This is a genomic window from Sunxiuqinia sp. (assembly GCF_055140945.1).
In genome coordinates this window covers 1-24,893 of the sequence record NZ_JBSQYS010000052.1, presented here as the reverse complement: position 1 = coordinate 24,893, position 24,893 = coordinate 1, and the positions used below count along the sequence as shown (strand labels likewise).

At 39.0% G+C, this 24,893-nt stretch carries 18 protein-coding genes; 17 read left to right on the top strand and 1 reads right to left on the bottom strand.

Annotation, left to right across the window (positions count from 1 at the left end; genetic code table 11):
- From ACTB00_RS18065 to ACTB00_RS18050, 4 genes are all read left to right on the top strand, one after another.
- On the top strand, positions 1 to 349 hold a 349-nt coding region (locus ACTB00_RS18065; RefSeq protein ID WP_463301312.1), incomplete at its 5' end, for a hypothetical protein.
- A gap of 110 nt (positions 350 to 459) precedes the next feature.
- Complete coding sequence (locus ACTB00_RS18060; RefSeq protein ID WP_463301311.1) at positions 460 to 6,318, top strand: DUF3320 domain-containing protein; 5,859 nt, start codon at positions 460 to 462, stop codon at positions 6,316 to 6,318.
- Positions 6,319 to 6,330: 12 nt separating this feature from the next.
- Positions 6,331 to 6,834, top strand: a complete 504-nt coding sequence (locus ACTB00_RS18055) for an exonuclease domain-containing protein (RefSeq protein WP_463301310.1) — start codon at positions 6,331 to 6,333, stop codon at positions 6,832 to 6,834.
- Positions 6,835 to 6,873: 39 nt separating this feature from the next.
- The gene (locus ACTB00_RS18050) at positions 6,874 to 7,122 is read left to right on the top strand and encodes a hypothetical protein (RefSeq protein WP_463301309.1); all 249 of its coding nucleotides are present in this window, start codon (positions 6,874 to 6,876) and stop codon (positions 7,120 to 7,122) included.
- Between the two features lie 109 nt (positions 7,123 to 7,231).
- Here the strand turns inward: ACTB00_RS18050 and agaR are convergent, their stop codons facing one another.
- Entirely contained in the window at positions 7,232 to 8,011 is a 780-nt protein-coding gene (gene agaR, locus ACTB00_RS18045; protein WP_463301308.1) for a transcriptional repressor AgaR, read from the bottom strand.
- Positions 8,012 to 8,253: 242 nt separating this feature from the next.
- Here agaR and ACTB00_RS18040 point away from each other — a divergent pair, with 242 nt between their 5' ends.
- The 13 genes from ACTB00_RS18040 (at position 8,254) to ACTB00_RS17980 (ending at position 24,830) form a co-directional block, all read left to right on the top strand.
- Entirely contained in the window at positions 8,254 to 9,414 is a 1,161-nt protein-coding gene (locus ACTB00_RS18040; protein WP_463301307.1) for an SIS domain-containing protein, read from the top strand.
- A 5-nt stretch (positions 9,415 to 9,419) separates the two neighbouring features.
- Positions 9,420 to 10,685 (top strand): class II D-tagatose-bisphosphate aldolase non-catalytic subunit, encoded by a 1,266-nt coding sequence (locus ACTB00_RS18035; protein WP_463301306.1) that lies wholly within the window; start codon positions 9,420 to 9,422, stop codon positions 10,683 to 10,685.
- Positions 10,682 to 11,641 (top strand): carbohydrate kinase family protein, encoded by a 960-nt coding sequence (locus ACTB00_RS18030; RefSeq protein WP_463301305.1) that lies wholly within the window; start codon positions 10,682 to 10,684, stop codon positions 11,639 to 11,641. Before ACTB00_RS18035 ends, ACTB00_RS18030 begins: the two co-directional genes overlap by 4 nt.
- Entirely contained in the window at positions 11,641 to 12,459 is an 819-nt protein-coding gene (locus ACTB00_RS18025) for a class II fructose-bisphosphate aldolase (RefSeq protein ID WP_463301304.1), read from the top strand. Before ACTB00_RS18030 ends, ACTB00_RS18025 begins: the two co-directional genes overlap by 1 nt.
- Positions 12,460 to 12,879: 420 nt before the next feature.
- The gene (locus ACTB00_RS18020) at positions 12,880 to 13,740 is read left to right on the top strand and encodes an EamA family transporter (RefSeq protein WP_463301303.1); all 861 of its coding nucleotides are present in this window, start codon (positions 12,880 to 12,882) and stop codon (positions 13,738 to 13,740) included.
- A 775-nt stretch (positions 13,741 to 14,515) separates the two neighbouring features.
- The gene (locus tag ACTB00_RS18015) at positions 14,516 to 15,538 is read left to right on the top strand and encodes a LacI family DNA-binding transcriptional regulator (RefSeq protein WP_463301302.1); all 1,023 of its coding nucleotides are present in this window, start codon (positions 14,516 to 14,518) and stop codon (positions 15,536 to 15,538) included.
- Positions 15,539 to 15,738: 200 nt separating this feature from the next.
- Positions 15,739 to 17,166 (top strand): Gfo/Idh/MocA family protein, encoded by a 1,428-nt coding sequence (locus tag ACTB00_RS18010; protein ID WP_463301301.1) that lies wholly within the window; start codon positions 15,739 to 15,741, stop codon positions 17,164 to 17,166.
- Positions 17,167 to 17,280: 114 nt separating this feature from the next.
- A complete protein-coding gene (locus ACTB00_RS18005; protein ID WP_463301300.1) occupies positions 17,281 to 18,024 on the top strand; it encodes a glucosamine-6-phosphate deaminase in 744 nt (247 codons plus the stop codon).
- Between the two features lie 96 nt (positions 18,025 to 18,120).
- Positions 18,121 to 19,371 carry an N-acetylglucosamine-6-phosphate deacetylase gene (locus ACTB00_RS18000; protein WP_463301299.1) on the top strand — a complete coding sequence of 417 codons (1,251 nt, stop codon included), beginning with the start codon at positions 18,121 to 18,123 and terminating at the stop codon, positions 19,369 to 19,371.
- A 19-nt stretch (positions 19,372 to 19,390) separates the two neighbouring features.
- Positions 19,391 to 20,629, top strand: a complete 1,239-nt coding sequence (locus tag ACTB00_RS17995; RefSeq protein ID WP_463301298.1) for an Nramp family divalent metal transporter — start codon at positions 19,391 to 19,393, stop codon at positions 20,627 to 20,629.
- Positions 20,630 to 20,679: 50 nt separating this feature from the next.
- Positions 20,680 to 21,480, top strand: a complete 801-nt coding sequence (locus ACTB00_RS17990) for a carbohydrate-binding family 9-like protein (protein ID WP_463301297.1) — start codon at positions 20,680 to 20,682, stop codon at positions 21,478 to 21,480.
- 55 nt (positions 21,481 to 21,535) lie between these two features.
- A complete protein-coding gene (locus ACTB00_RS17985) occupies positions 21,536 to 23,905 on the top strand; it encodes a glycoside hydrolase family 3 N-terminal domain-containing protein (RefSeq protein WP_463301296.1) in 2,370 nt (789 codons plus the stop codon).
- 331 nt (positions 23,906 to 24,236) lie between these two features.
- On the top strand, positions 24,237 to 24,830 hold the full coding sequence (locus ACTB00_RS17980) for an RNA polymerase sigma factor (protein ID WP_463301295.1): 594 nt from the start codon (positions 24,237 to 24,239) through the stop codon (positions 24,828 to 24,830).
- Positions 24,831 to 24,893: the final 63 nt, after the last annotated feature.

Below are 24,893 nucleotides of genomic sequence, written 5' to 3'. Positions count from 1 at the left end.
TCAGGTGGAAATCAGAAAAGCGGGGAGGGGGCATCTGGTTTTTGTGACCGATGAGAATGGAGCAGTAATCCGGCATCCGATGAAATTGTCGGACTTTGATGAGAGGCCGAGGTTTTATATGGCAAGGCAAGAATTGTTATCTCAGGATCAGAACAGGAAGAATTTGTCCGATACTGTTTCAAAACAAAACCCAGACGGAGTTGGCATAAGTACACTAAAAAAACTAATCATCAGGGAATTGATTTCAAATATGGGAGCTCAGCTCACAGGAGATTCTTTCAAGAAAGGGAAAAGGAATGGACTTAGAAAAGGCGAAAAGAGGCGAAGAGGAAAAGGCTATCGGCATTAAATTGAGAATAAATTAGCTAGCGTTACTTATTGTTGATTGTATTTTTTTAACTTTATAGTCAACTGTTTTAGAAAACCTTCGAGCTAAACTTCTGAAAATTCACCTGAGCTATGGATGAAATTGTCGTTTTTCCTAAAGTAGATCTGCTATATACTCCCGCAGTGAACTACGCGATTCAGCAAAATAGAACACCTCTTGTTCGAAAAATCATCATAGAAAATCGTTCCGAAGAAGATTGGTCCGATCTTAAAGTTCGTATTGAATGTGAGCCAGATTTTGCCAATAACTGGGAGCAGCAAATAGAATATTTGCCACATGGGCAAAGCTTTGACTTGCAGGCAGAGGGACTAAGGCTTTCATCCAGATTCCTTTCCGAATTAACAGAAAAGTTGGCGGGAGAGTTGACTTTAACTATTTCTGTAAAAGGTACACTATTGTACAAAGAGACTTATCCTGTGGATATCTTGGCATATGACCAATGGAGTGGGATTGGAGCCCTCCCGGAAATGTTGTCGGCTTTTGTGACACCCAATCACCCTCAAATCTCAAAGATTCTGGGAGGCGCTTCGAGGATACTCGATCGCTGGACAGGAAATCCATCTTTTGATGCCTATCAAAGCCTGAACCCTGATCGGGTTAAAAAGCAAATGGCTGCCATTTTTGAAGCAATTGCAGGGCTTGGAATTGTATATTGCTCGCCTCCCGCAAGTTTTGAACAAGAGGGGCAACGTATCAGAATGTGTGACACCATATTTTCGCAAAAGCTTGCCACTTGTATTGACATGGCTATTTTGTATGCCAGTTGCCTGGAGGCAGTTGGATTAAATCCACTTTTGATAATTGTTAAAGGCCATGCCTTTGTGGGAAGCTGGTTAATTGATGATACTTTCTCTGACAGTGTGAATGATGATGTTTCCCTATTGAAAAAGCGAACAGCAGCAGGAATCAATGAAATTGCATTGGTCGAATCAACTTTTATGAATGCCGGGCAAAACGGTTCTTTTGATGATGCCATAAACAGTGCGAATTATAAATTAGTCGATGAGGATGATTTTTTACTTTTTGTCGATGTTAAAAGGGCAAGGTATGGCCAGATAAAGCCATTACCGCAACGCATACAAACCGCTGATGGTTGGGAAATCGTTGAAAATCCGGTGACGACGCGTCCGGATTATATCCCCGAAGAAGTTCTGGTTGACAAGCTTGATATTCCCGATACATCTGTTGTTCTAACAAAACAAAAACTCTGGGAGCGCAAACTACTGGATCTAAGTCTAAGGAACAATCTTTTAAACCTGCGGGTCACGCAGAGTACCATTCAATTGATATCCGTAAGTCTCAATCTATTTGAAGATTCGCTGGCGGATGGAACCGAATTTCAGGTTTTGCCCAAGCCCGATGAGTGGATTAATCCGTTGAGTATTTCCGGGGTGTATCAAACGGTGAACCTGTCTGATCCCATTGTGGATTTATTAAAGCATGAACTCGAACATAAACGGTTACGATCCTATTTGACTGAGGGGGAACTGACAAAAGCGTTGACGAAGCTCTATCGCGCCAGTCGTTTGTCTTTGGAGGAAAATGGCGCCAACACCCTTTATTTGGCTTTGGGCTTTTTAAAATGGTACGAGTCAGAACGAAGTGAACTTCCCCGTTATGCCCCCATCTTGCTGCTACCTATTGAAATCATCCGAAAATCTGCACAGATAGGTTATGTGATCCGTAGCCGGGAAGAAGATACTTTGATGAATATTACATTATTGGAAATGCTCCGGCAGGATTTCAATATCACAATTCGTGGATTGGATGAGCTCCCAAAGGATGAAAGTGGCGTGGACGTAAAGAAAATTTTCAATATTGTCCGAAAAGGCATCATGTCCCAGGCACGTTGGGACGTAGAGGAACAGGCTTTTCTGGGAACATTCTCTTTCAGCAAGTTCATCATGTGGAATGACATTCATAACAATGCAGAAAAATTAAAGGAAAACAAGATTGTTGAAAGCCTCATTTCTGGAAAAATCGAATGGGAGACGGATGATTTATTAGTCGAAGATTTAAATCTTGACCAGCAGTATTTGCCTTCCGATATTGCTCTTCCGATCAGTGCGGACGCATCTCAACTGGAAGCGATTTGTGCAGCAGTCCAGGACAAAAGCTTTATTCTGCATGGCCCTCCGGGAACCGGCAAATCACAGACAATCACCAACATTATTGCGAATGCGTTGTATCAAGGGAAACGGGTTTTATTTGTTGCCGAAAAAATGGCTGCCTTATCGGTGGTTCAAAAACGCTTGGCAGAAATTGGATTGGATCCCTTTTGTCTTGAACTTCATTCCAATAAGACAAAGAAATCCACCGTGCTCGAGCAACTTCAAAAGACAACCGAAGTTATCAGAAAAACTTCGCCAGAGGAATTCCAGATCGAATCAGAAAGGCTTCATAACCTCAGAGTTGAACTGAACAATTATGTTGATTCCTTACATAAGCCGCATTCGTTTGGCTTTTCATTGTTTGATTGCTTTACAGGTTACGCCCAACTCAATGGATCTCCGGATTGCATTGGTTTTGAAAATCGCTTTGTAGAAACGCTGGATAGCAATAAATTCGAAGAATGGTGTGAAATAGTTGAAGAGCTGGAAAATGCAGGAACACTCTGTGGACATCCACACAAGCATCCGCTGGCTGAAATAAAAACGACTTCGTATAGCCAACAGATCAAGTCAAACGCATCGGATTTGATATTGGCTTATCTTGACTTATTGGACCAGACTAAGCTGAAGCGAAATGCTTTGACGGAACTATTTAACCTGGATACAAGGATTCTCGAAAGAAAGCAAGATGATTCGTTAGCCCGGCTGGCTGAACTGATTTTAAAATTGCCTGATACGCCACAGGAGATCATGAATGCAGGAAATGTTGAACATACTTTGGGTGAATTGATTGAACTTTCTGCCCATGGGATCAAACGGGATGAGTACCGCAAAGAGCTATTAAAAGACTTCAATAAAAGCATTCTTCAATATGATGCTGAAATGGGACTAGCGGCATGGAACCAGGCATCAGAAAAATGGTTTTTGCCTAAATGGTTGGAACAAAACAAACTTTCAAAGGCGCTGAAAGCATTCTCTAAAACGGGTAAGATTGAAAAACAATCTATTCCTGATTTGTTGGGAGAAGTGATTCTTTTCCGCAAAGAGCAGGATGTTTTGGATGAGAATACCAATACGCTTACCAAAATGTTGGGTTTTTTATGGAAGAATGAAAATTGTAATTGGAAAAATCTGGTCACGATTTGCGAATCGGTCATTCAGATACAAAAGCAAATCATTCAAATTACTGGTGATCCGCATAGAACAAAACAAATACGCGAGAAGTTATCCGTTGAATTATCGGAAGGAACAAGTACTTATCTTCAGGTACACGAAAAAACATTAAGGCGCTTTATTGACGTCTTGACGCAAGTAAAGCAGGCAGAAGCAAAGATCAACGAATTGCTAAAGGTTGATTTCTCGGTTGATGTAACCCAGGAACAAGACTGGACCGGGTTTTGGAAACAGAGAGCTTCAATATGGAATGAAAACCTCGACAAACTCAGGGATTGGACCAGTTGGAACCAAGCTGTTGATAAGGCGCTAAAAAGTGATCTATCTTCCGTCGTATTAGCTTATCAAAGCGGGAAGCTGAAAAATGAAGAAGTGCTTCATTCATTTAATAAAGCGGTTTACCGCCAATGTTCGGAATTGATTATTTCCGGTGACCCAAATTTATCTGCGTTTAACGGAAAGCTGTTCGAAAGTAAAATCACCAAGTTTAAGGAAAAGAGTAAATATTTTGAAGAACTCACCAAAGCTGAATTGTTTGCCAAGCTGGCTTCGTCCATACCATCTTTTGCAAGGGAAGCCGCTCAAAGTTCTGAGATTGGGATTCTACAGCGCGCCATTCGTAGCAAAGGGCGGGGAATGTCTGTCCGGAAGCTGTTTGATTTGATCTCCAATTTATTGCCTCGAATGTGCCCGTGCATGTTGATGAGCCCAATTTCCGTTGCCCAGTATTTTGAGGTTGACCGCTCCAAATTTGATTTGGTTGTTTTTGATGAAGCATCGCAGATGCCTACCTGTGAGGCGGTGGGAGCCATCGCCCGCGGGCAAAATGTGATTGTGGTCGGCGACCCCAAACAAATGCCGCCAACCAGTTTCTTTTCGACCAATAACTTTGATGAAGAGAATGCTGAAAAAGAGGACTTGGAAAGCATACTGGATGATTGCCTGGCACTATCCATCCCTTCGAAGCATTTGTTGTGGCACTACCGGAGTAAACACGAAAGTTTGATTGCTTTTAGTAATTCAAACTATTACGACAACAAATTGATGACTTTCCCTTCGCCGGATGATTTATCCACCAAGGTCAATAATGTTCATGTGCCGGGCTATTATGACCGGGGAAAAACCCGACAGAACAAGTTTGAGGCCGCCGCTATTGTTGATGAAGTTTTAACACGGTTGGCAGATCCTGTGCTTTCCAAACGAAGCATTGGAATCGTAACTTTCAGCTCTGCACAGCAAACCCTAATAGAAGATTTGCTGAATGAGGCCTTGAAGAAGTCGCCGGAACTCGATTCCGTCGCGATGGAATCCAGTGAGCCTATTTTTGTAAAAAATCTGGAGAATGTCCAGGGAGATGAACGGGATGTAATTTTATTCTCAATGGGCTATGGGCCTGATAAGGAGGGGCGTATAAGCCTAAATTTTGGGCCATTGAATCGTGACGGAGGATGGAGACGTTTGAATGTGGCTGTTTCAAGGGCACGTTACGAAATGAAGGTATATTCCACTTTGCGTTCCGACCAAATTGATATTACGCGTACAGCTTCTGAGGGTGTTGCTGGCATCAAAGCGTTTCTGGAATATTCGGAGAAAGGTAAAATGATATTGTCCCAGAAAAACTATCAGCGAAAAGCAAAACCAAATTCCTTTGAAAAACTGATTGCTGAAGAAATTCAAAAGTCAGGCTATACTGTCCATACCGATATTGGTTGTTCCGGCTACCGGATTGATATTGGTGTGGTCAATCCCAAAAATCCGGATGAATACATCTTAGGAATATTAACCGATGGTGATAACTATAAATCCGCGAAAACAGCCAAGGATCGGGAAGTTGTTCGAATGGATGTTCTGAGGCTGTTGGGCTGGAACATTTATAAACTGTGGTCGCCCGATTGGTGGGACAATCCACAAAAAGTGCTTCAAGAGATTTTGGAAGCTATTCAGGAAGCTCAGAAACCCAAAGTAATAGCTCCTTTGGATGCTCAAAATGAAAATCAAAATGGTCAAACGATAATTTCAAAGCCAGAACGGGTCGCTGATGATAAGCTGCGAGGGATCACCCAGCAGATTATTCCCGTTGAAACAAATAGTGAAAATTACCAGGTGTGTGCTCTGCCTCTCTCCATTTTATCGGTATCGGATGCGTTTTTTGAATCCGATCGAACCCAGAAAATCCTGAATCAAATCAAGCAGGTCGTGGAAATGGAAGCGCCGATCAGTCAGACCCTATTGTCAAAACGGATTTTGGCTGCCTGGGGAATCACGCGGCTTGGTGTTCGGCTGAACGATTTTTTAAACCGATTGTATCGAAGGCTCGAACTAAAGCAATCCAAACAAAATGAAACTGTCTTTTATTGGCGTCAGGATCAGGAGCCGGAGTTATATAATCAATTTCGTATCCCGGAGAATGATTCTCAAAAACGAAACGCCGAAGACCTGCCCAAAGAAGAAATCGCAGCCGGAATTCATGAAATCTTAACCCATCAAATTAGTTTGCCGCCTGATGATTTGGTGAGAGAAACGGCCCGTTTGTTTGGTTATGCCCGCATTGGCGCTAACGTTGAGCAGGCCATGAAATTAGGAATTGACTATGCACTTCAGAAAGGAGTCATCACCGAAAATAACGACCGGATTATTCTAACCTAACTGTTTTTTGAAATGAACTTTGTTGCTATTGATGTGGAAACGGCCAAAGGCAAACGCTGGAGCATTTGTCAGATTGGCTTGGCTATTGTTGAAAATGGTGAAATAATCCAAACGGTTTCCAAACTGGTTCAGCCACCTCAAAATAAATACTCCGAATGGAATATCCGGGTACACGGTATTACGCCCGATATGACTTCAAATGCACCACTTTTTTCTGAGGTTTGGGATGAAATCCAACCGCTTGTTCATGGGAGGCGGCTAGTCGCACACAACGCGTCTTTTGATATCAACTGTTTAACTCAGGTCTTTGACTTTTACGGACTTCCAATTCCGGAATTGGAATGTGATTGTACCTATTCCAGAACAGGTGTTAAACTCAATGAAATTTGTGCCGCTTACGAAATTGAATTGAACAATCATCACGATGCGGCCTGCGATGCCGAAGCCTGTGCTAAAGTTTATTTGAATTTGCTACGCGGTATAGAGCCTGACTTTTCAAAGGTTGCTACAGTTTAGAAGACATTCAGGTAAAAAACATTTGAGGGGCTGCAAAGTATGCTTGCCGTATTAACCATTGCCACGTCAATGGTTTACCGGGAACTGTCATCCCTGCACATCAGGCTCTTGCTCGAAAGTGGGGGTAAGCCCCTAAACAAAGAAAAGATATATGAATTGTACAATTTTATTTATTACAACATCAGCAAGATATTAATGGTTTTGCTGGCACATGTTAAACCAAGAGCCTTCCTCCCGAATGCTCAACAATCCGAAACCCAGCTACAATTAAGACTTGCGCTAGGATGAACTTGCAAAAAAGGAGATGGTCAAATAGAAAATAATAATTTTGAAAATCGGAGCAGCTAAAATAATAATTTACGCATATGTGTTTTTATATGTTAATTACCAGTTTAGACTAAATAATAATCGTTTTAATTTTTAGTCGTTCCAATTCTAATTTCATATTGTTATTAATACCCTTGTCGGTAACGATCGTATTTATTTTTGATATGGGGGCAATAGTTGCAAAACCTCGCTTGTTGAACTTGCTGGAATCAAATACAGCAATGACTTCCTTTGAAATTGAAATCATGGTTTGGTTCATGCTCGCTTCGTCCATGTTTGGGGTGGAAACTCCTTTTTCAAGATTAAAACTATCCACTCCCAAAAATAATTTATCACAATAAAAGTTTTTCAAAAATGTTTCTGCTATAGGCCCTGCCAGGGACAACGATTTTTCCCTTAAATATCCACCGGGAATTATTACTGCGAACCTTTTATACTCATTCAAAACGATTGCAATATTTAATGCATTTGTTATAATCGTAAGATTTTGAAACTTGGATAAGTTTTTTGCTATTTCCAGTGTTGTGGTTCCAGAATCTAAGATTATTGTATCATTTTCTTTTATTAAAGCAGCAGCGGCTCTTCCAATTAATTGTTTTTCGTTGTAATTCTTCTGTTGTTTTTCATTTATAGGACTGTCTTCTACGTTGTAGGTGTAATTCAGTCTTATCGCTCCACCTCTTGTTCGTAACAGTTTGTTCTTTCTTTCTAAAAATTTCAAATCCTTTCGAATTGTAACTTCCGAAACATCAAATTTAGAGCTTACATCCTTGACCTTGATGGTTCCGGTGTTTTCCAATTCTTGTAAAATATATTCCCGTCTCTCAGGAGTTAAGCTTTCTTTAGCCATAAAAATCTGTTTTATACAAAGGTAAAAAAAAATTGTGAACTCCAAGTATCGAAAGGTTTATGTCGATGTGTTTAGTCGGAGAATTTATAAAAAAGACAAGCATCATTGAATTATTATTTTAAGTTTTATTAATATTTTTTTGAAGTTACATTTTAATTTTTTTAATTTGTAAACGAAACAAAACGAAACCAAAAATAGAACTAAACGGTCAGTATTGATTGTGTTAATAATTAGTAGATAAAATGAATAAACACAAAAGTGAAGTTGACACGCAAGGAGAATTTACAGCTAAAGAGATAGCGCAGCAACCAATTGTGTGGAAGAAGACTTTTGAAACTATCGAATCTCAAAAAATTGAGATCGAGAATTTCTTGGAAAGATTTTTGGGCAAAGATGTGGATGTTGTTCTCACCGGCGCTGGCAGTTCAGCATTTATTGGGAATGCTGTCTATGGGGTAAGATTGAAGCACCAGCAAAAGCAATCTCGGGTAGTGCCGACAACAGAGTTGATTACTCACCCTGAATATTTTCTTTTGCCAACCATGCCCACTGTTTTGGTTTCATTTGCCCGTTCTGGAAATAGCCCGGAAAGCTTAGCAGCAGTACAAGTTGTAGATCAGTTCTGCATGGAGTCTTATCATATCGTTATTACCTGTGATGAAAACGGTAAATTATACACAAATACAGATCCGGAAAGAACACTAAAAATCCTCCTGCCTCCTGAAACAAACGACATAAGTCTGGCAATGACAAGTAGTTTTTCCTCAATGATGCTAGCATTCATTTTGCTGACAAAAGTTGATCAGCTTGACAAAGAAAGAACAAAAATTAATGAGCTATCAAATTGGGGCAATGTAATTCTAGATAGGTATGAAGGACTGATCTCGGACATCGCATCCATAGACTTTGAAAGAGCTGTATTTTTAGGCTCTGGCCCTTTAAGGGGAACAGCAGAAGAAAGCCATCTGAAACTTCAAGAGCTTACTGATGGGAAGGTGATCTGCGCATTTAACTCTTTTTTGGGATTTCGGCATGGGCCTCGCGCAATTGTGAATGATAAAACCTTGTTGGTTTATCTGTTTTCCGATGATCCTCTTGCCCGAAAATATGAATACGATTTAGTTCATCAAATTAATCAAAACGGAAAAGGGATTGCACAAGTCGCCATTTCGCATAAACCTGTTGATATTGACGGATTAACTTTCGATTTAATTGTTTGCTTCGGCGAAGTAAATGAGGGAAACACGGAAATTGAATATTTGTGCGTTGTTGAAATCATGCTTGCACAATTACTTGGGTATCATAAATCACTAAACCTCAACCTAAATCCGGATCAGCCATCGGTATCGGGTACTATTTCACGAGTGGTCGAAGGTGTAATTATTTATAATCAAAAAAATTAAATACGATGCTTCCAACAATCAAAGAAACAGAGAAGAAGGTCAATTTGCCTAAAACTGAATATATATTAAAACGGATCAAAGACTTAAAACACGAAGGTCACCCTCACAGGACACTTTTCGCTGCTTGCCCAAATTCCATATCAGTAATACAAGCATCGTTGAGGGCAGCAAAACGAAACAATGCTCCAATTAAATTCGCCACGACCCTTAACCAAGTTGATAATGACAAAGGTTACACTGGTTTCTCACATGACGAATTTGTCCGCTACGTTAAACATGAATGCGAGAGAATCAATTTCACAGGACCGGTTATTGTAGCAATCGATCATGGAGGGCCTTGGCTAAAAGATAAACAATCCATCGAAAAATGGTCACTGACAGAAGCAATGGATGGGGTAAAGAAATCATTTGAAGCTGCTATTAAAGCCGGATTCGACTTAATTCACGTAGATCCGACAGTTGACATTTTTCTGGATAAAGATGAAAATATTTCAATTGAAGTTGTGGTAGCACGAACAATTGAATTAATTAAGCACATTGAAACGTTTCGAAAAGCAAACAATATCGCTCCAATCTCTTTTGAAGTTGGAACTGAAGAAGTTCATGGGGGATTGGCTGATGAAAAAACCTTTGACACTTTCTTGCGGTTATTGAAAGACGGTTTAGAAAAAGAGGACTTGTCCAATATATGGCCTTGTTTTGTTGTGGGTAAAGTTGGAACTGATCTTCATACGGCAACTTTTGATCCTGAAGTAGCAGAGGATCTAACAAAGAAAGTCGAACCCTATGGAAGCCTGATCAAAGGGCACTATTCTGATGGGGTGACAAATCCTGAGGCGTATCCACTTTCAGGGATGGGAGCTGCAAACGTTGGACCTGAGTTTACAATGAGCGAATATGAAGCACTGATTGAACTGGAAATGATTGAGCTTGAATTGTACCGGAATAACCGGATAGCGATAAAATCAAACATCAAAGAAATTCTTTGGGATTCAGTGATTCAATCTAACCGCTGGATAAAATGGCTGTCTGGCAATGAAAGAGGGACGGATTTTAACGAACTTGCGATGGAACGCCAGCAATGGCTAATTTCAACCGGGTGCCGATACATTTGGCAAAAACCCGAAGTTGTTATTGCAAGGTATCGCCTTTATGAAAACCTGAAATCAAATGGATATGAAGCAGAAGAAATTGTGCTTTCAAGAATCGAAAAGGATATGGATAAATATTTCCGGAGCTTTAATTTGATTGATTTAAACATGTACCTATGAAAGAGAAAAAAATTGATGTATTAGCCATTGGCGAACTCAATGTTGATTTAATACTAAACGGCATTGATGGTTTTGCTGAAATTGGGAAAGAAAAACTTGCCAATGATATGTCGCTTACGCTCGGTAGTTCAACCGCAATTTTTGCCGCGAATATATCAAGTTTAGGATCCAGCGTTGGATTTTTAGGGAAAATTGGGAAAGATACATTTGGGGGATTAGTCATCGACAGCCTTACGAAAAGAGGAATCGACACGTCAATGATCATTGAAGATGCGAGTATTGCAACCGGGGCAACAATAATTCTCAACTACGATGAGGATCGTGCAATGGTGACACATCCCGGGGCGATGGATTTTCTGACAATTAAGGATATTACGGATGAAAAGTTAAGCCGGGCAAAACACATTCATTTTTCATCTATTTTTCTTCAGCCAGGCATTCGCGATGATGTACATGAGCTATTTGCCAGGGCAAAAAACCTTGGGCTTACAACCTCACTGGACACACAATGGGATCCGGCAGAAAAATGGGGCTTTGACTACAAATCCATTTTGCCTTATCTTGATGTGTTTCTTCCAAATGAAACAGAACTGTTGCATCTTTCCAAGACTTCAAACATTGCTGATGCGTTGGATAAACTAAAACCTTATGCTCAAAACATTGCAGTTAAACGTGGAAGCAAAGGTTCCATTTTGCAGCAAAAGAATGGTGAAATCTTTGAACTTCCTGCCTATTTAAACACAGCGGTGGTTGATGCCATTGGTGCAGGAGACAGTTTTAATGCAGGGTTTATCCATCAGTTTGTAAAAGGAACACAACTCAGGGAATGCCTGAACTTTGGAAATCTTACAGGTGCTATAAATACGACTTCGGCAGGAGGTACCAGCGCTTTTGCTTCAAAGGGAAAGATCAAAGAGATGGCTTCAACCATGTTTAACGTTTCGATTGACATTTAATGATGAAACTTCAGGACAAATTGCATGAATGCAGGAATGGAGGGCGAGCAATACTTGCCACGAACTTCTATAACCTGGAAACTTTACAAGGCATCCTGCAAGCCGCACGTGAAATGCAAGCACCGATTATTTTACAGCTTTCAGAAAGTTCAATTAATTATATCGGGCTTGAAATGGCTGTTAACATGGTTCGAACCGCTATCAAAAATTACAATGTGGAAGCATGGCTCCACTTGGATCATGGGAATAGCACGGAACTCACAAAACGTTGTCTTGAAGCAGGATTCGATTCTGTGATGATTGATGCAAGTGAAAGAAGTTTTGATGAGAATGTAAAAATCACGACCGAAGTGGTCAAACAAGCCCAAAAATATGGAGCTCATGTTGAAGCTGAATTGGGATATATTGCCAAGCTGGGGCAAACTCAATCAAACAATGCATTTACACAGCCTGAAGATGCAAAAAGGTTTACAGAGCTTACGGGCATAAACTCACTTGCCGTGGCTATTGGCTCCAGTCATGGATTTTACAACGAATCCCCAAATATTCAGATTGAATTGTTGGAGAAGATTCATCAAGCAACGACATCTTCTCTTGTGTTGCACGGAGGTTCAGGTATTCCTGCGAATATGCTTGCTAGTGCTGTTGCGCATGGGATCAGCAAGATCAATCTGGCAACCGAAATTAAGGACACGTTTATGCGCGCCCTAAGATTACAATTGGCTTCAACTTCAGAAATTGATTTGCGAAAGGTTTTCCCGACAGCGATCAATGACGTGAAAGAACTAATAGAGGCAAAACTTAAATTGTTAAAATGATACTTTTCTGGTAATGGTTCTAGTGTTATTACTAACGAAAGAAAATATTTGGAAACACTCGTTCTCGTTTTACAATGATATGATGCTTACAAAGTGTTTTTATAGGGGTGAATTGAATGATCTGGAATATGTCAAGCCTGAGACGTATGTCATTGAACGTAATAATCGGTTTTATTATGCATTTATACCAGAGACTGGAGTGGAACAGTTGAATTCAGGGGATTAGATGCCAAGATACACCAAATTCTTGACAATGAAAATGATGAAGAGTTAAGAGTTGTTACTAGATCCAAAAGATAATTAGAGATCGATTTTAAGCAGTTTTATCTTGTGGGAGCGATTCTTGAAACGATAGCAGATACAAATAAATAGGCTTTCAAAATTGACATTGTAATGTATTAATGAACAAATTTCAACATAATGAAAACAGATTTGTGGCTTATATATGCTATTGTAACAACATTAACTTGGGGAATATGGGGGGCTTTAATTGAGATTCCCGAAAAAGCAGGATTTCCTGCAACACTCGGCTACACCGTATGGGCACTAATGATGATTCCATGTGCGTTGGTCGTATTAAGGCTAACGAACTTCAAATTCGATGTCAACCTTAAGGCAATCGTCTGGGGAGCGCTTATTGGGTTAACCGGTGCAGGAGGACAGCTAATCTTATTTGAAGCATTAAGAGAAGGCCCCGCCTATATCATTTTTCCAATCGTTTCATTATATCCGGTTGTGACAATAGGACTGTCGCTATGGATTTTAAAAGAGAGAACAAATAGAAGAAGCTGGATTGGCATTGTCCTTGCATTAATTGCCATCTTCCTGCTTTCATATCTAAAACCGGAAAGCATGGAAATCAAAGGATTATTGTGGTTGGGCTTGTCTATTATGGTTTTTATGATGTGGGGTGTACAGGGACTCTTTATGAAAATTGCTAATAACAGCATGTCTGCTGAGAGTATCTTTACTTATATGGCAATTTCAGGTGTCCTTTTAATTCCAATTGCACTGTGGATGACCGATTTTAATCAACCTATTAATTGGGGATTCAAGGGACCTTATTTAGCTGCATTAATACAAGTATTAAACGCGGTTGGTGCTTTGTCTCTCGTATATGCGATGCGCTATGGAAAAGCAATTGTAGTATCTCCGTTGACTTCGTTGTCTCCAATGATAACAATTGTGTTATCACTTATTATTTATGCGGCAATGCCCAATCCAGCCATGATCATTGGATTTGGACTTGCATTGGTGGCAATTTATCTGTTTTCTTCCTAATATCGAGAGTTCGATCAAATCTAAAAAGAATAAGTTCTGTGTTTTTAAGAAGGCCTTTTGTCTGTGATGAGACCTGAGTCATAACATGAATATTCCCCCAAAAAAAACAATAACTTCAATTAAATCATAGGTTTAGGCGCCTTTTATTTTCGAAGAGGAGTCAAATTATTCACTGATTCGTGAAATGAACGAGACTATATCGAGAACTGTACTCTTTATGGAGAACATAATTCCATGGAGTTCGAAATTTTAGTTAAATCATCTGTTACAATATTTGCGATTCAATTGATTGTTTTCTATCAAATTCAATTATTTTGTATATAGACAGCTTTTCTGAAATCAGTTGAAATAGAATCAAATTTCAGATGAGTTATTTCTGGAGGCATTTTAGTCTTTTTTTTTGAATTTAAAATATTTGCAGGGTAAAGGACAAATCATGGTATGGAGAAAAATGCCAAACGTAACTAAACGATAACGGATGACAATAGTAGCCGTTGCACAACCCCCTAAATTCAAATAAAATTCGGCTTTCAAAGGAAGAATCCACAACTATTCCCAAATTTGGTCGCGGCGGTTTAGGAAATATTATTTCCAATAAATCCTTATTTTTTGGCTACAGGCTACAAGAGAGAAATGTTCATTGCAAAATACAAAGCAAATGTCATCTAATCAAAAAACAACTATTTTTAAATCACGCATTTGTCATCTTTTGGAATACCTTTTGTGCGACACTTCTTCTTTGGAATATCAAGGTAAAAACGTTAATTTGTAAAACATGAAAAAGAATCACATCGGGATCAAAGATATAGCAAAAGCTTTGGCTATTTCAGTTTCGACAGTTTCAAGAGCTTTAAGAGATACCTACGATGTGAGTCCTGAAACAAAAAAGAGAGTGTTAGAAGTTGCTAAAGAATTAAATTATAAACCCAATTTAAATGCCTCTGCTTTAGCTTCTGGGAATACCAGGAACATTGGTATTATGATTCCTTTCGTTACTAATTATTACTTTTCTACGGTTATTTCAGGGATTCAAGAAATTGCCTATCGTAATGGTTATAATATTGTTCTTTTTATTACGAACGATGATTCTAAGAGGGAAAATGAAATAATCAGGAGTTTGCCGATTACCGGATTGGATGGTTTATTGGTATCAGTTTCATCTGGATGCAGGAATAGTGAACAATTCCAGAAATTGATGGATGATGGTATTCCAATTGTGTTCTTTGATCGTGTTCCTCAGGATATTAAAGCTTCTAAAGTATTACAGGATGATTTTCATGGGGCATTCTATGCTACAGAACATTTGATTAAAAATGGGTATACCAGGATCGCACATATCGCAGGTCCCAAACATTTGTCATTTACTCAGGATCGGGTCAAAGGATACCTGGAAGCATTAAAAAAATATCATTTACCTATGCGTGAAGAATGGATTATCTATTCTGGATTTTCCCAGGAGAATGGCTCTCAAGATATGTTATATCTTCTGGAAATTGAAGAAACTCCCAATGCCGTTTTTGGGGTTAATGATCGGAAAGCCGTAGGGGTGATCCTTACCTTAAAAGAAAGAAATATCCAAGTAGGAATAGAAATAGGGGTAGTAGGCTTTACAAACGATCCTATTTCTACGATTGTAGAGCCTTCCTTAACAACTATAGAAGAACCTGCACTGGAAATAGGGAGGAATAGCTGTTCATTGCTTATTAAACACATTTCCAATAAATACTTTGAACCTAGGGATATTGTTTTACCTGGTAAACTTATTGTTCGGAAGTCTAGTCTCTATCATAGAGAGTAATGAGGCAATTGTAGTCTGTTATGAATCGTCTTTCACCTCTCTTGGTTGGGAAATAAAAGCGAGAACGTTACCGGTAACGTTCTCGCTTTTTTATTTTGAAGATCAGTGGTTTCCATCGAAAAAATATAGTTTATTTGAATAATAAGTTGAATGAATATTTGTTTTTGACTGACCTGATTGAACTGAAAAATACTAGAAAAATGAAAACGTATCGCAGGGATTTTTTGAAGATGACATGTTTAACAGGAGCTGGAATTTTGAGTAGTTGGATAGGCATTGCTAAGGCATTGAATGATAAAAATGAGGGAACAGAGAACCCTAATGATATCAGAATTAAACAATCTCCTGGATTTAATATGTCAGGATATCGTGCGCCTAAGATAGAAACTGTCAGGATTGGATTTATAGGTATAGGGAATAGGGGGACTTCCGCAGTGAAGCGAATCAACTTCTTGGATGGAGTTCATATTAAAGGTTTATGTGATATTCGGGAGGAAAAAGCTACTGAAGCTAAGCGGGGAATAAAAGGATTTGGGCATGAGGCTGCCCTTTATACAGAAAATGAGGAATCATGGAAAAAGCTCTGTGAGAGAAAAGACATAGATTTGATTTATATCTGTACTCCATGGAATTTGCATGCAAAAATGGCTGTTTACGCTATGGAACAGGGGAAACATGTTGCGGTAGAGGTACCTGCAGTGAAAACAATTGAAGAAGCCTGGCAGTTGGTTGAGACTTCTGAAAAATATAAGCGGCACTGCGTAATGTTAGAGAATTGTTGTTATGATTTTTTCGAATTGTTGACTTTAAACATGGTAAGACAAGGATTATTTGGCGAAATTGTGCATTGTGAAGGGGCCTACATTCATGATATCGGTTTGTTTAAAAAAAATAAGCGTTACGATTACTGGAGGGTGAAAGAGAATGCATCGAGAAATGGGAATCTGTATCCCACTCATGGGGTGGGGCCAGTCTGTCAGTTGATGAATATAAACAGAGGAAATAAGTTGGATTATTTGATTTCAATTTCATCAAATGATTTCATGCTGCATGAACGGGCAAAAAAGTTTGCGTCCCGTGATGATTATTTCAACCAATTTGTTAATAAGTCGTTTAGAGGGAATATGAATACTTCCGTTATTAAAACCCATAACGGAAGTACAATCATGGTTCAACATGATGTTACATCTCCAAGACCTTACTCCCGGATTCATTTGATAAGTGGGACAAAGGCAACAGCTCAAAAATACCCGTTACCCGAAAAGCTTGCCTTGGAAGATGGTAACTGGCTTTCAGAGGAAAAATATGAGGAGGTGAAAAAACAATATAGCCCGGCCATTATTGAAAAAATTGGGGGAATGGCATTAAAAGTTGGTGGTCATGGAGGTATGGATTTCATGATGGATTGGAGATTAATTGATTGTTTGAGAAATGGTCTGGCTGTTGACATTGACGCTTACGATGCTGCAACCTGGAGTGTTGTTGCTCCTTTAAGCGAGTGGTCTGTTGCTCATCATTCGGCTCCAATTGAAGTACCCGATTTTACAAGGGGGGGCTGGAAAACAAATATGCCTCATGACATATCTCTAAAAGAAGGTGTAACAACCGGCGTTCGGAGTCGGAACTAAATTGAAAGCCATTAATGAATAGATAAATCCAATTGGGTTGGGATTAAAGCAGGGTTACTCAATTTTTATTTCTATCTCAATTTGGATAAAAATTAACAGGTCTTAAATATAATAATGATGAAAATAAACATTGAGAACGACAAGTTCGAACTTGGGAAAACGGCTTCAAAATTTGCTGCTAAAAAAATTCGTAATGCTATTGAAAAGAACCACCGGGCTAATATTATTTTGGCCACAGGTAAAAGTCAGTTTGAAACATTGGAACAACTCGTCAAGGAGCCCGACATCAATTGGGGAAAAGTAAGTATGTTTCATTTGGATGAATATATTGGTTTGCCAGAAACTGCTAATGCCAGTTTTAGAAGATATCTAAGAGAAAGATTTATCGAAAAAGTTGATCAGTTGTTTGAAATTCATTTGATTAATGGAGAAGCTGCTAATCCCGAAAAGGAATGTAAACGATTAGGTTCTTTGATTCAGAAGCATCCAATTGATTTAGCCTTTGTTGGTATTGGAGAAAACGGACATCTAGCATTTAATGATCCTCCAGCTGATTTTGATACAGAAGATCCTTACTTGGTTGTTGATCTTGATGAAGATTGCCGGAAGCAGCAATTAGGCGAAGGATGGTTTAATCATTTGGAAGACGTTCCCCGTCAGGCGATAAGTATGTCTATACAACAAATACTGAAATCAAAAAGTATTATCTGTGCTGTTCCCGATAGCAGAAAAGCCCAGGCTGTAAAAGATTGTTTGACACTACCCATTAATAATCTCCGTCCGGCAAGTATATTGCAAAAACATACCGACTGTACCTTTCTTTTGGATAAATCATCTGCGTCATTATGGAACGGGTAGTATCTTCAGAGTAATAGGTCTAACAATATACAGCAGTGTTTTTCAGTGTTTACAGAATTATAACTAATCTGATATTATAATAATAATTTTTATTCAATGATCATGAAAGGTGATTTTAAATATTATGTAGGGTTCCTGTTTGTCTTAGCATGTGTTAATGTGCCAGTTGTCAGCTCATTTGCACAAATTCATATTGAAGGATTAAATTATCTTGATCATAGACCGGTTTCAGTTAAGTTTGAAAACGGAACTATTACCGAAGTAAAATACTTGGACAAGCTATCAGACAAGAAACATGCCTATTATCTGGCCCCTGGCTTATTTGATAATCAGGTAAATGGTTATGCCGGTGTTTCGTTTACTTTTGGCGGAGGTGATTTGAGTAAAAATGACGTAGAGATTGCAACCAGAGGATTGTGGCAAAAGGGAATTACTTCGTATTTACCTACTTTAACTTCAAATAGCCAGGAAACCTTGTTGAAAAATATAAGGATACTGGCAGAAGCTATGAATGACCAGAAGCTTTTGGGATCTATCCCTGGGTTTCATCTCGAGGGGCCATATATTTCTCCAGTTGATGGGTTCAGGGGAGCACATCCCAAACAGCATATTCGAAATCCCGACTGGGCTGAATTCAATGTTCTCTACGAAGCGTCAGGTAAAAACATTTTAACGGTTACAATGGCTCCTGAATTGCCTGGAGCTATGGAGTTTATGCGAAAATGTAGTGAATTGGGGATTGTGGTTTCTTTAGGGCATCACAACGGGTCAAAGGCAGACGTAGATCGCGCAGTGATGAACGGGGCTAGAACTTGTACTCATCTGGGAAATGGCTGTGCGAACACGATCAATAGGCATCAAAACCCATTATGGCCCCAACTAGCCAATGATCAGTTAAATATTAGTATTATATGCGACGGGTTCCATCTTCGTGATGAAGAAATAAAAACTTTTTATCGGGTGAAAGGTGTGGAAAAAACAATTATCACGTCAGACATAACTGGTTTTGCTGGATTGAAACCTGGGAAATACATTAACGAAGATGGAGAAACCATCGAATTGTTAGAAAGTGGGTTATTACGTTATCCAGCACAAAATGTTTTGTATGGTTCGGCTACTCCCATCAATAGAGGAGTTGTACATATTATGGATGTAACAGGCTGTACCCTGGGTGAAGCCATTCAAATGGCAAGTGCCAATTCTGCCCGTTTGTATAACTTGGCGGATCGCGGAGAGCTAAAACCCGGTATGCGAGCAGACTTGATTCTGTTTGAAGTTGGAAAACGGGAACTGGAGATCAAAAAGACTTTTGTAAAAGGAAAATTAGTTTACGAATTCAAAGAGTAATCATTAGAACTATAGATTTATGAGAAGAGGTATAGGGAAACGCATATTGGTTGCTTTAAGTGCTGTTGGACCAGGGCTTTTCTTAATTGGTTACAATATTGGAACCGGTAGTGTGACAACAATGGCTAAAACGGGAGCAGAACATGGCATGAGCTTGTTTTGGGCTCTTATTCTGTCGTGTGTTTTTACATTCATCCTGATGGTTGCCTATGGTAAAGTAACATTGGTAACCGGACATACGGCGCTGTACAATATCAAATCTGAATTTAAGTACGGCTGGATACTAGCATTGTATATTCTTATTGCATTAATTATCGGAGAATTGCTTGCGTTAATGGGAGTGATGGGGATCGTTGCAGATCTGGTACAGGAGGGGATTCGGCTCGGTTTTGGCGGTGCCAGAGTTGATACTTTTTGGATTATTTTAGTTTGTGTTGTTGCGCTTTATATTTTGCTATGGGTTGGAAGATATCAATCATTTGAGAAGGTATTGACCATTTTTGTGATCCTGATGGGCTTGTCTTTTCTAGTTGTATTTGTTATGGTCAAACCAAGTTTAGTGGCATTGGCTAAAGGTATGGTTCCGGGCATTCCAGAAACTCCCGGGGCATTGGGATTAGTGGCTGCCATTGCGGGTACAACTTGTTCGGCTGCTGTTTTTATCATGCGCAGTACCGTGGTGGCAGAAAAGGGGTGGAATATTTCGCACTTGAAATCGGAAAAGAAGGATGCCTTTGTATCTGCTTTCGTGATGCTTTTTTTGAGTGGGGTGATTATGGCAGTGGCAGCAGGTACTTTGAACCTGATGGGACTTAAACTTGACAATACGGTTGAAATGATTAATCTTTTTGAACCTATTGGTGGAAAAGTGGCTGCTTTTATCCTAATCTTGGGAGTAGTGGGAGCCGGTCTTTCTACAATTTTTCCGATTGTATTGATTGCACCATGGTTACTTTCGGATTATATGGGGACTCCCCGAAACATTCATTCACCTTTATCCCGGGGAATAATTTTATTCGCCATGTTGTTTGCTTTTGGAAGTGTGTTTCTTGAACAACGCCCTCCGGCTTTGATGATTTTTTCTCAGGCATTCCAAGCATGTATTTTGCCAGCGGTTGCTATTCCAATCCTCATCCTGATTAATAGACAAAAATTAATGACTAATTATAAGGCTGGATTGAAAGAGAATATTGGCATTATGGCCGTAATCCTATTTTCGTTCTTGACCAGTTATTACGCAATTGTTGAATTGTTTTAAGAACAAGAGAATGTAATAATCATCAGTACTTTACAAAATTACTATTGAGAGTGAAAAAAAATAATAGAATTATACTATTGATCTTTTTAGTGGGAATTCTTTTGAGTCGATTTGTTGATGAAGAAAACACTTTCGAAACAACATCCAAAATTCAATCCGGATTATTTTTTAAAGAAGCTAACAATGTAATGCTTCAAGATAAAATTAAAAATATGGTTGTTAAGAGGATTGTGATGAATGAGAATCTTAGTTTTAATGAAGCTGGTTTCAGATTAGAAGAACAAACCCGAAAACATTTAATTGATGTTATGAATTGGAAATCATTTGATTATGTTCCGAAAGTAGAGTTTCGGATTGGACATACAAGTAAAGAGATTTGGCTAAAGTATTATGTGTCTGAAAAATATATTCGAGCACTAGAGCAAAAAACAAATGGAGATGTTTACAAAGATAGCTGTGTAGAGTTTTTTATTTCTCTGGATGATAATCATTACTATAATTTTGAGTTCAATTGTATTGGGACAAAGCATGTTGCTTATGGTACAGGAAGAAAAGAGAGAATAAATGTTGATCCTGACATTCTTGAAAAGATTAGGATTCGTTCTTCTTTGGGAAAACATCCATTTCAAGAAAGAAAAGGTCAGCATGAATGGGAACTTTTGATTGCTATTCCAATCTCGTGTTTTGTGCACAGTGAGCTAAAAACTTTCAGAAAATTGAAAGCTACTGCGAATTTTTATAAATGTGGAGATCATACTTCTTTGCCTCATTACCTATCATGGAATACTATCCATACAGGTCAACCAGACTTCCATCAACCAGATTTCTTTGGCAGTCTTTATTTTGAATAGTCCCTATTGGAATAACTGTTTTTTTTAACGAAAAATGAATTAAGAAACGAATTTGATGAAACGATATTTGATCATATTGATATTGTTCTTGCCAGCGATTCTTTTTGCGCAAAAATCAACAATTTATAAAGAAGGATGGATTGATTTCAATAAGAACGAGAAAAAGGATGTGTATGAAGATACTGAAGCCCCTGCGAAGGACCGGATCAACGACCTGTTGTCACAGATGACTATGGAGGAAAAGACCTGCCAATTAGCCACCCTTTACGGATCAGGAAGGGTTTTGAAAGATGCCTTGCCGACCGATGATTGGGAAAATGAAATATGGAAAAATGGTATTGGTAATATTGATGAAGAGCACAATGGATTGGGAGAATTCAAATCACAGTATTCTTTTCCATATACTAGACATGTGGAGATCCTGCAAAGCATTCAACGATGGTTTGTTGAGAACACTCGTTTGGGTATCCCAGTTGATTTCACCAATGAAGGGATTCGTGGTCTTTGCCACGACCGCGCTACTTATTTTCCGGCTCAGTGTGGACAGGGTGCGACCTGGAATAAAGAGTTGATTTCAAAAATTGGTGAAATTGAAGCAAAAGAAGCGGTCGCCTTAGGTTATACAAATATTTATTCTCCGATTTTAGATATTGCTCAAGATCCGCGTTGGGGAAGGGTGGTTGAAAGCTATGGTGAAGATCCTTATCTGGTTGGGCAACTTGGCAAACAGATGATTACCAGTTTGCAGCGCTACGGCCTGATTTCAACCCCAAAACATTTTGCAGTATATAGTGTTCCGGTAGGAGGTCGTGACGGAAAAACGAGAACTGATCCGCATGTTGCTCTCCGGGAAATGAAAACATTATACCTTGAACCTTTTCGGGTCGCCTTTCAGGAAGCAGGCGCCATGGGGGTGATGAGCTCCTACAATGATTATGACGGTGTTCCAATTACCGGAAGCTCTTATTTTCTGACAGAGCTTCTACGGCAGCAGTGGGGGTTTAAGGGATATGTTGTTTCAGATAGTGAAGCTGTAGAATTTATTCATTCGAAACATGGCGTGGCAGAGACTTATGTTGATGCAGTGGCGCAAGCAATCAATGCGGGCTTGAATATTCGTACCCATTTTACTCCTCCTGCAGACTTTGTTTTACCGCTGAGGGAAGCGATAAAGGAGGGCAAAATATCTGAAGAAACAATTACTCGAAGAGTCAGTGATGTATTGCGGGTCAAATTTTACTTGGGACTTTTTGATAATCCATATAGAGGAGATGGTAAATTGGCTGAGGAGATTGTTCATTCCAAGGCTCATCAAGAAGTTGCGCTTCAGGCTGCTCGTGAGTCGATCGTGTTGCTAAAGAATGAAAACAACACGCTTCCCTTGAATAAATCAATCCAGTCAGTTGCTGTCATTGGGCCCAATGCTAATGAACACAAACAATTAATTTCCCGTTATGGACCAGCCAATGCCCAGATGATAACAGTTTATCAGGGTATTAAGAGTATATTACCTGATGCAAAGGTCGTTAATAAAAAAGGGTGTAATATTATCGATAAAAATTTTCCAGAAAGTGAGATATTATCTTTTCCGATGGATTCTTTGGAAAAACAGATGATCAGCGAAGCTGTCGAAGCAGCCAAAGCCTCGGATGTTACTATCCTTGTATTGGGAGGATCAGAACTAACCGTTCGGGAAGACCGTTCGCGCACGAGGCTAGCTCTTCCCGGTAGACAGGAAGCATTGCTCGAAGCTGTCTATGCCACTGGAAAGCCGGTTATTTTGGTCATGATTGATGGGAGAGCTGCTGCGATCAATTTTGCAGCGAGAAACATACCTGTTATTCTTCACGCTTGGTTTCCTGGTGAAATGGGAGGACAAGCTGTTGCCGAAGTGTTGTTTGGTGACTATAACCCGGGCGGAAAATTGCCGGTGACTTTTCCTAAATCAGTTGGTCAAATTCCTTTTGCATTTCCTTTTAAACCTGGATCAGATGTGGATTCAAAAACATCAATTTGGGGTGCTTTGTACCCATTTGGTTATGGGCTGAGTTATACGACATTTACATACAGTGACCTGAGAGTTACGCCAAAAAGAACAAGGACGGGTGGGAGTTTTGAAGTTCATTGCAACGTTAAAAACACCGGTTCTCGAAAAGGGGACGAAGTAGTTCAATTATATCTACGTGACGAATATAGTAGTGTGACAACCTATACTAAGGTTTTGCGTGGTTTTGAGCGGGTGACGCTTGAGCCAGGAGAGGAGAAGACAGTTTATTTCTCTTTGGGCGAACAAGACCTTGGATTGTGGGATATCAACAATCATTTTACCGTGGAACCTGGCACTTTTAAAGTGATGGTTGGAAGTTCATCTGCGGATATTCGCTTAGATGGGCTGTTAGAGGTTAATACAGAAGGGGGGAAATGATTGCCGTGGAAGGTTCAAAAATGAGCCCGAGAAGATTTGTCGATTCTGTATCATAATTCTTAACTTGAAATCAATATGAAAACAAATAATTATCTATATTGATAAGTATTGCTCTGTTGTTTTTAATGATTGTTCCTTTTGCAATTTCTTGTTTATGTAATAAAAATTCTGGTTTTTAATTTGAGATACTAAATAAAATTCACGTCTCTTCGAGAGAAATGTTGATGAAAGAAAAATTGAGTTTTTCTATTTTTTAGATACAGATTGATAACGTTGCAAAACAGTAGATATTTTGTAATTTTATTACTTACAGATTTTTGTAATAAATGATATGCATAGAATAAATAAGAACAAGATTGATGAAACTACTGTCAAACGGTTTGTTTATGGAGATATGAATGCTTTTGATGCCATTTATTCTTTCTTTTCTCCGAAGTTGCAAAAATTTGTTTTTTCTCTAATTAAAACGGAGGACGACACAGAGGATGTTGTTCATGAAGTATTTGTCAAGATATGGGAGAATAAAGAGAAATTGAAAAATCATGCTTCTTTTGATAGTTATTTGTTCTCAACTGCCTATAATACAACGATTAGTTTTCTGAGAAGCAAAGCTAAAGATGCTAAATATATTGAATATGTTAATTTGGTGCAGGTTGAGATTGAAGAACCTGATTCAAACGATTGGCTCAACAGCCATGAGTTTTATGATCGGTTAAATTCTTTGATTGAAGAAATGCCATTGCGTCAACGGGAGGTATTTAAAATGAGGCATTTTCAGAAAAATTCATATAAAGAAATTGCAGAAGCTTTGAATATATCAGTAAATACAGTTGAAAATCATATTGTTAAGGCTAATAGGTATATCAAAGGTAACTTCGGAAAAAACTATTTGGCGATCCTTCTTTTTCTATATCTTTTTTTCTAAAAAAAAGAATCCAGACTAGTGGTTTATTAGTTTTTTACGTCTTACATATAGTTTAAGGTTATT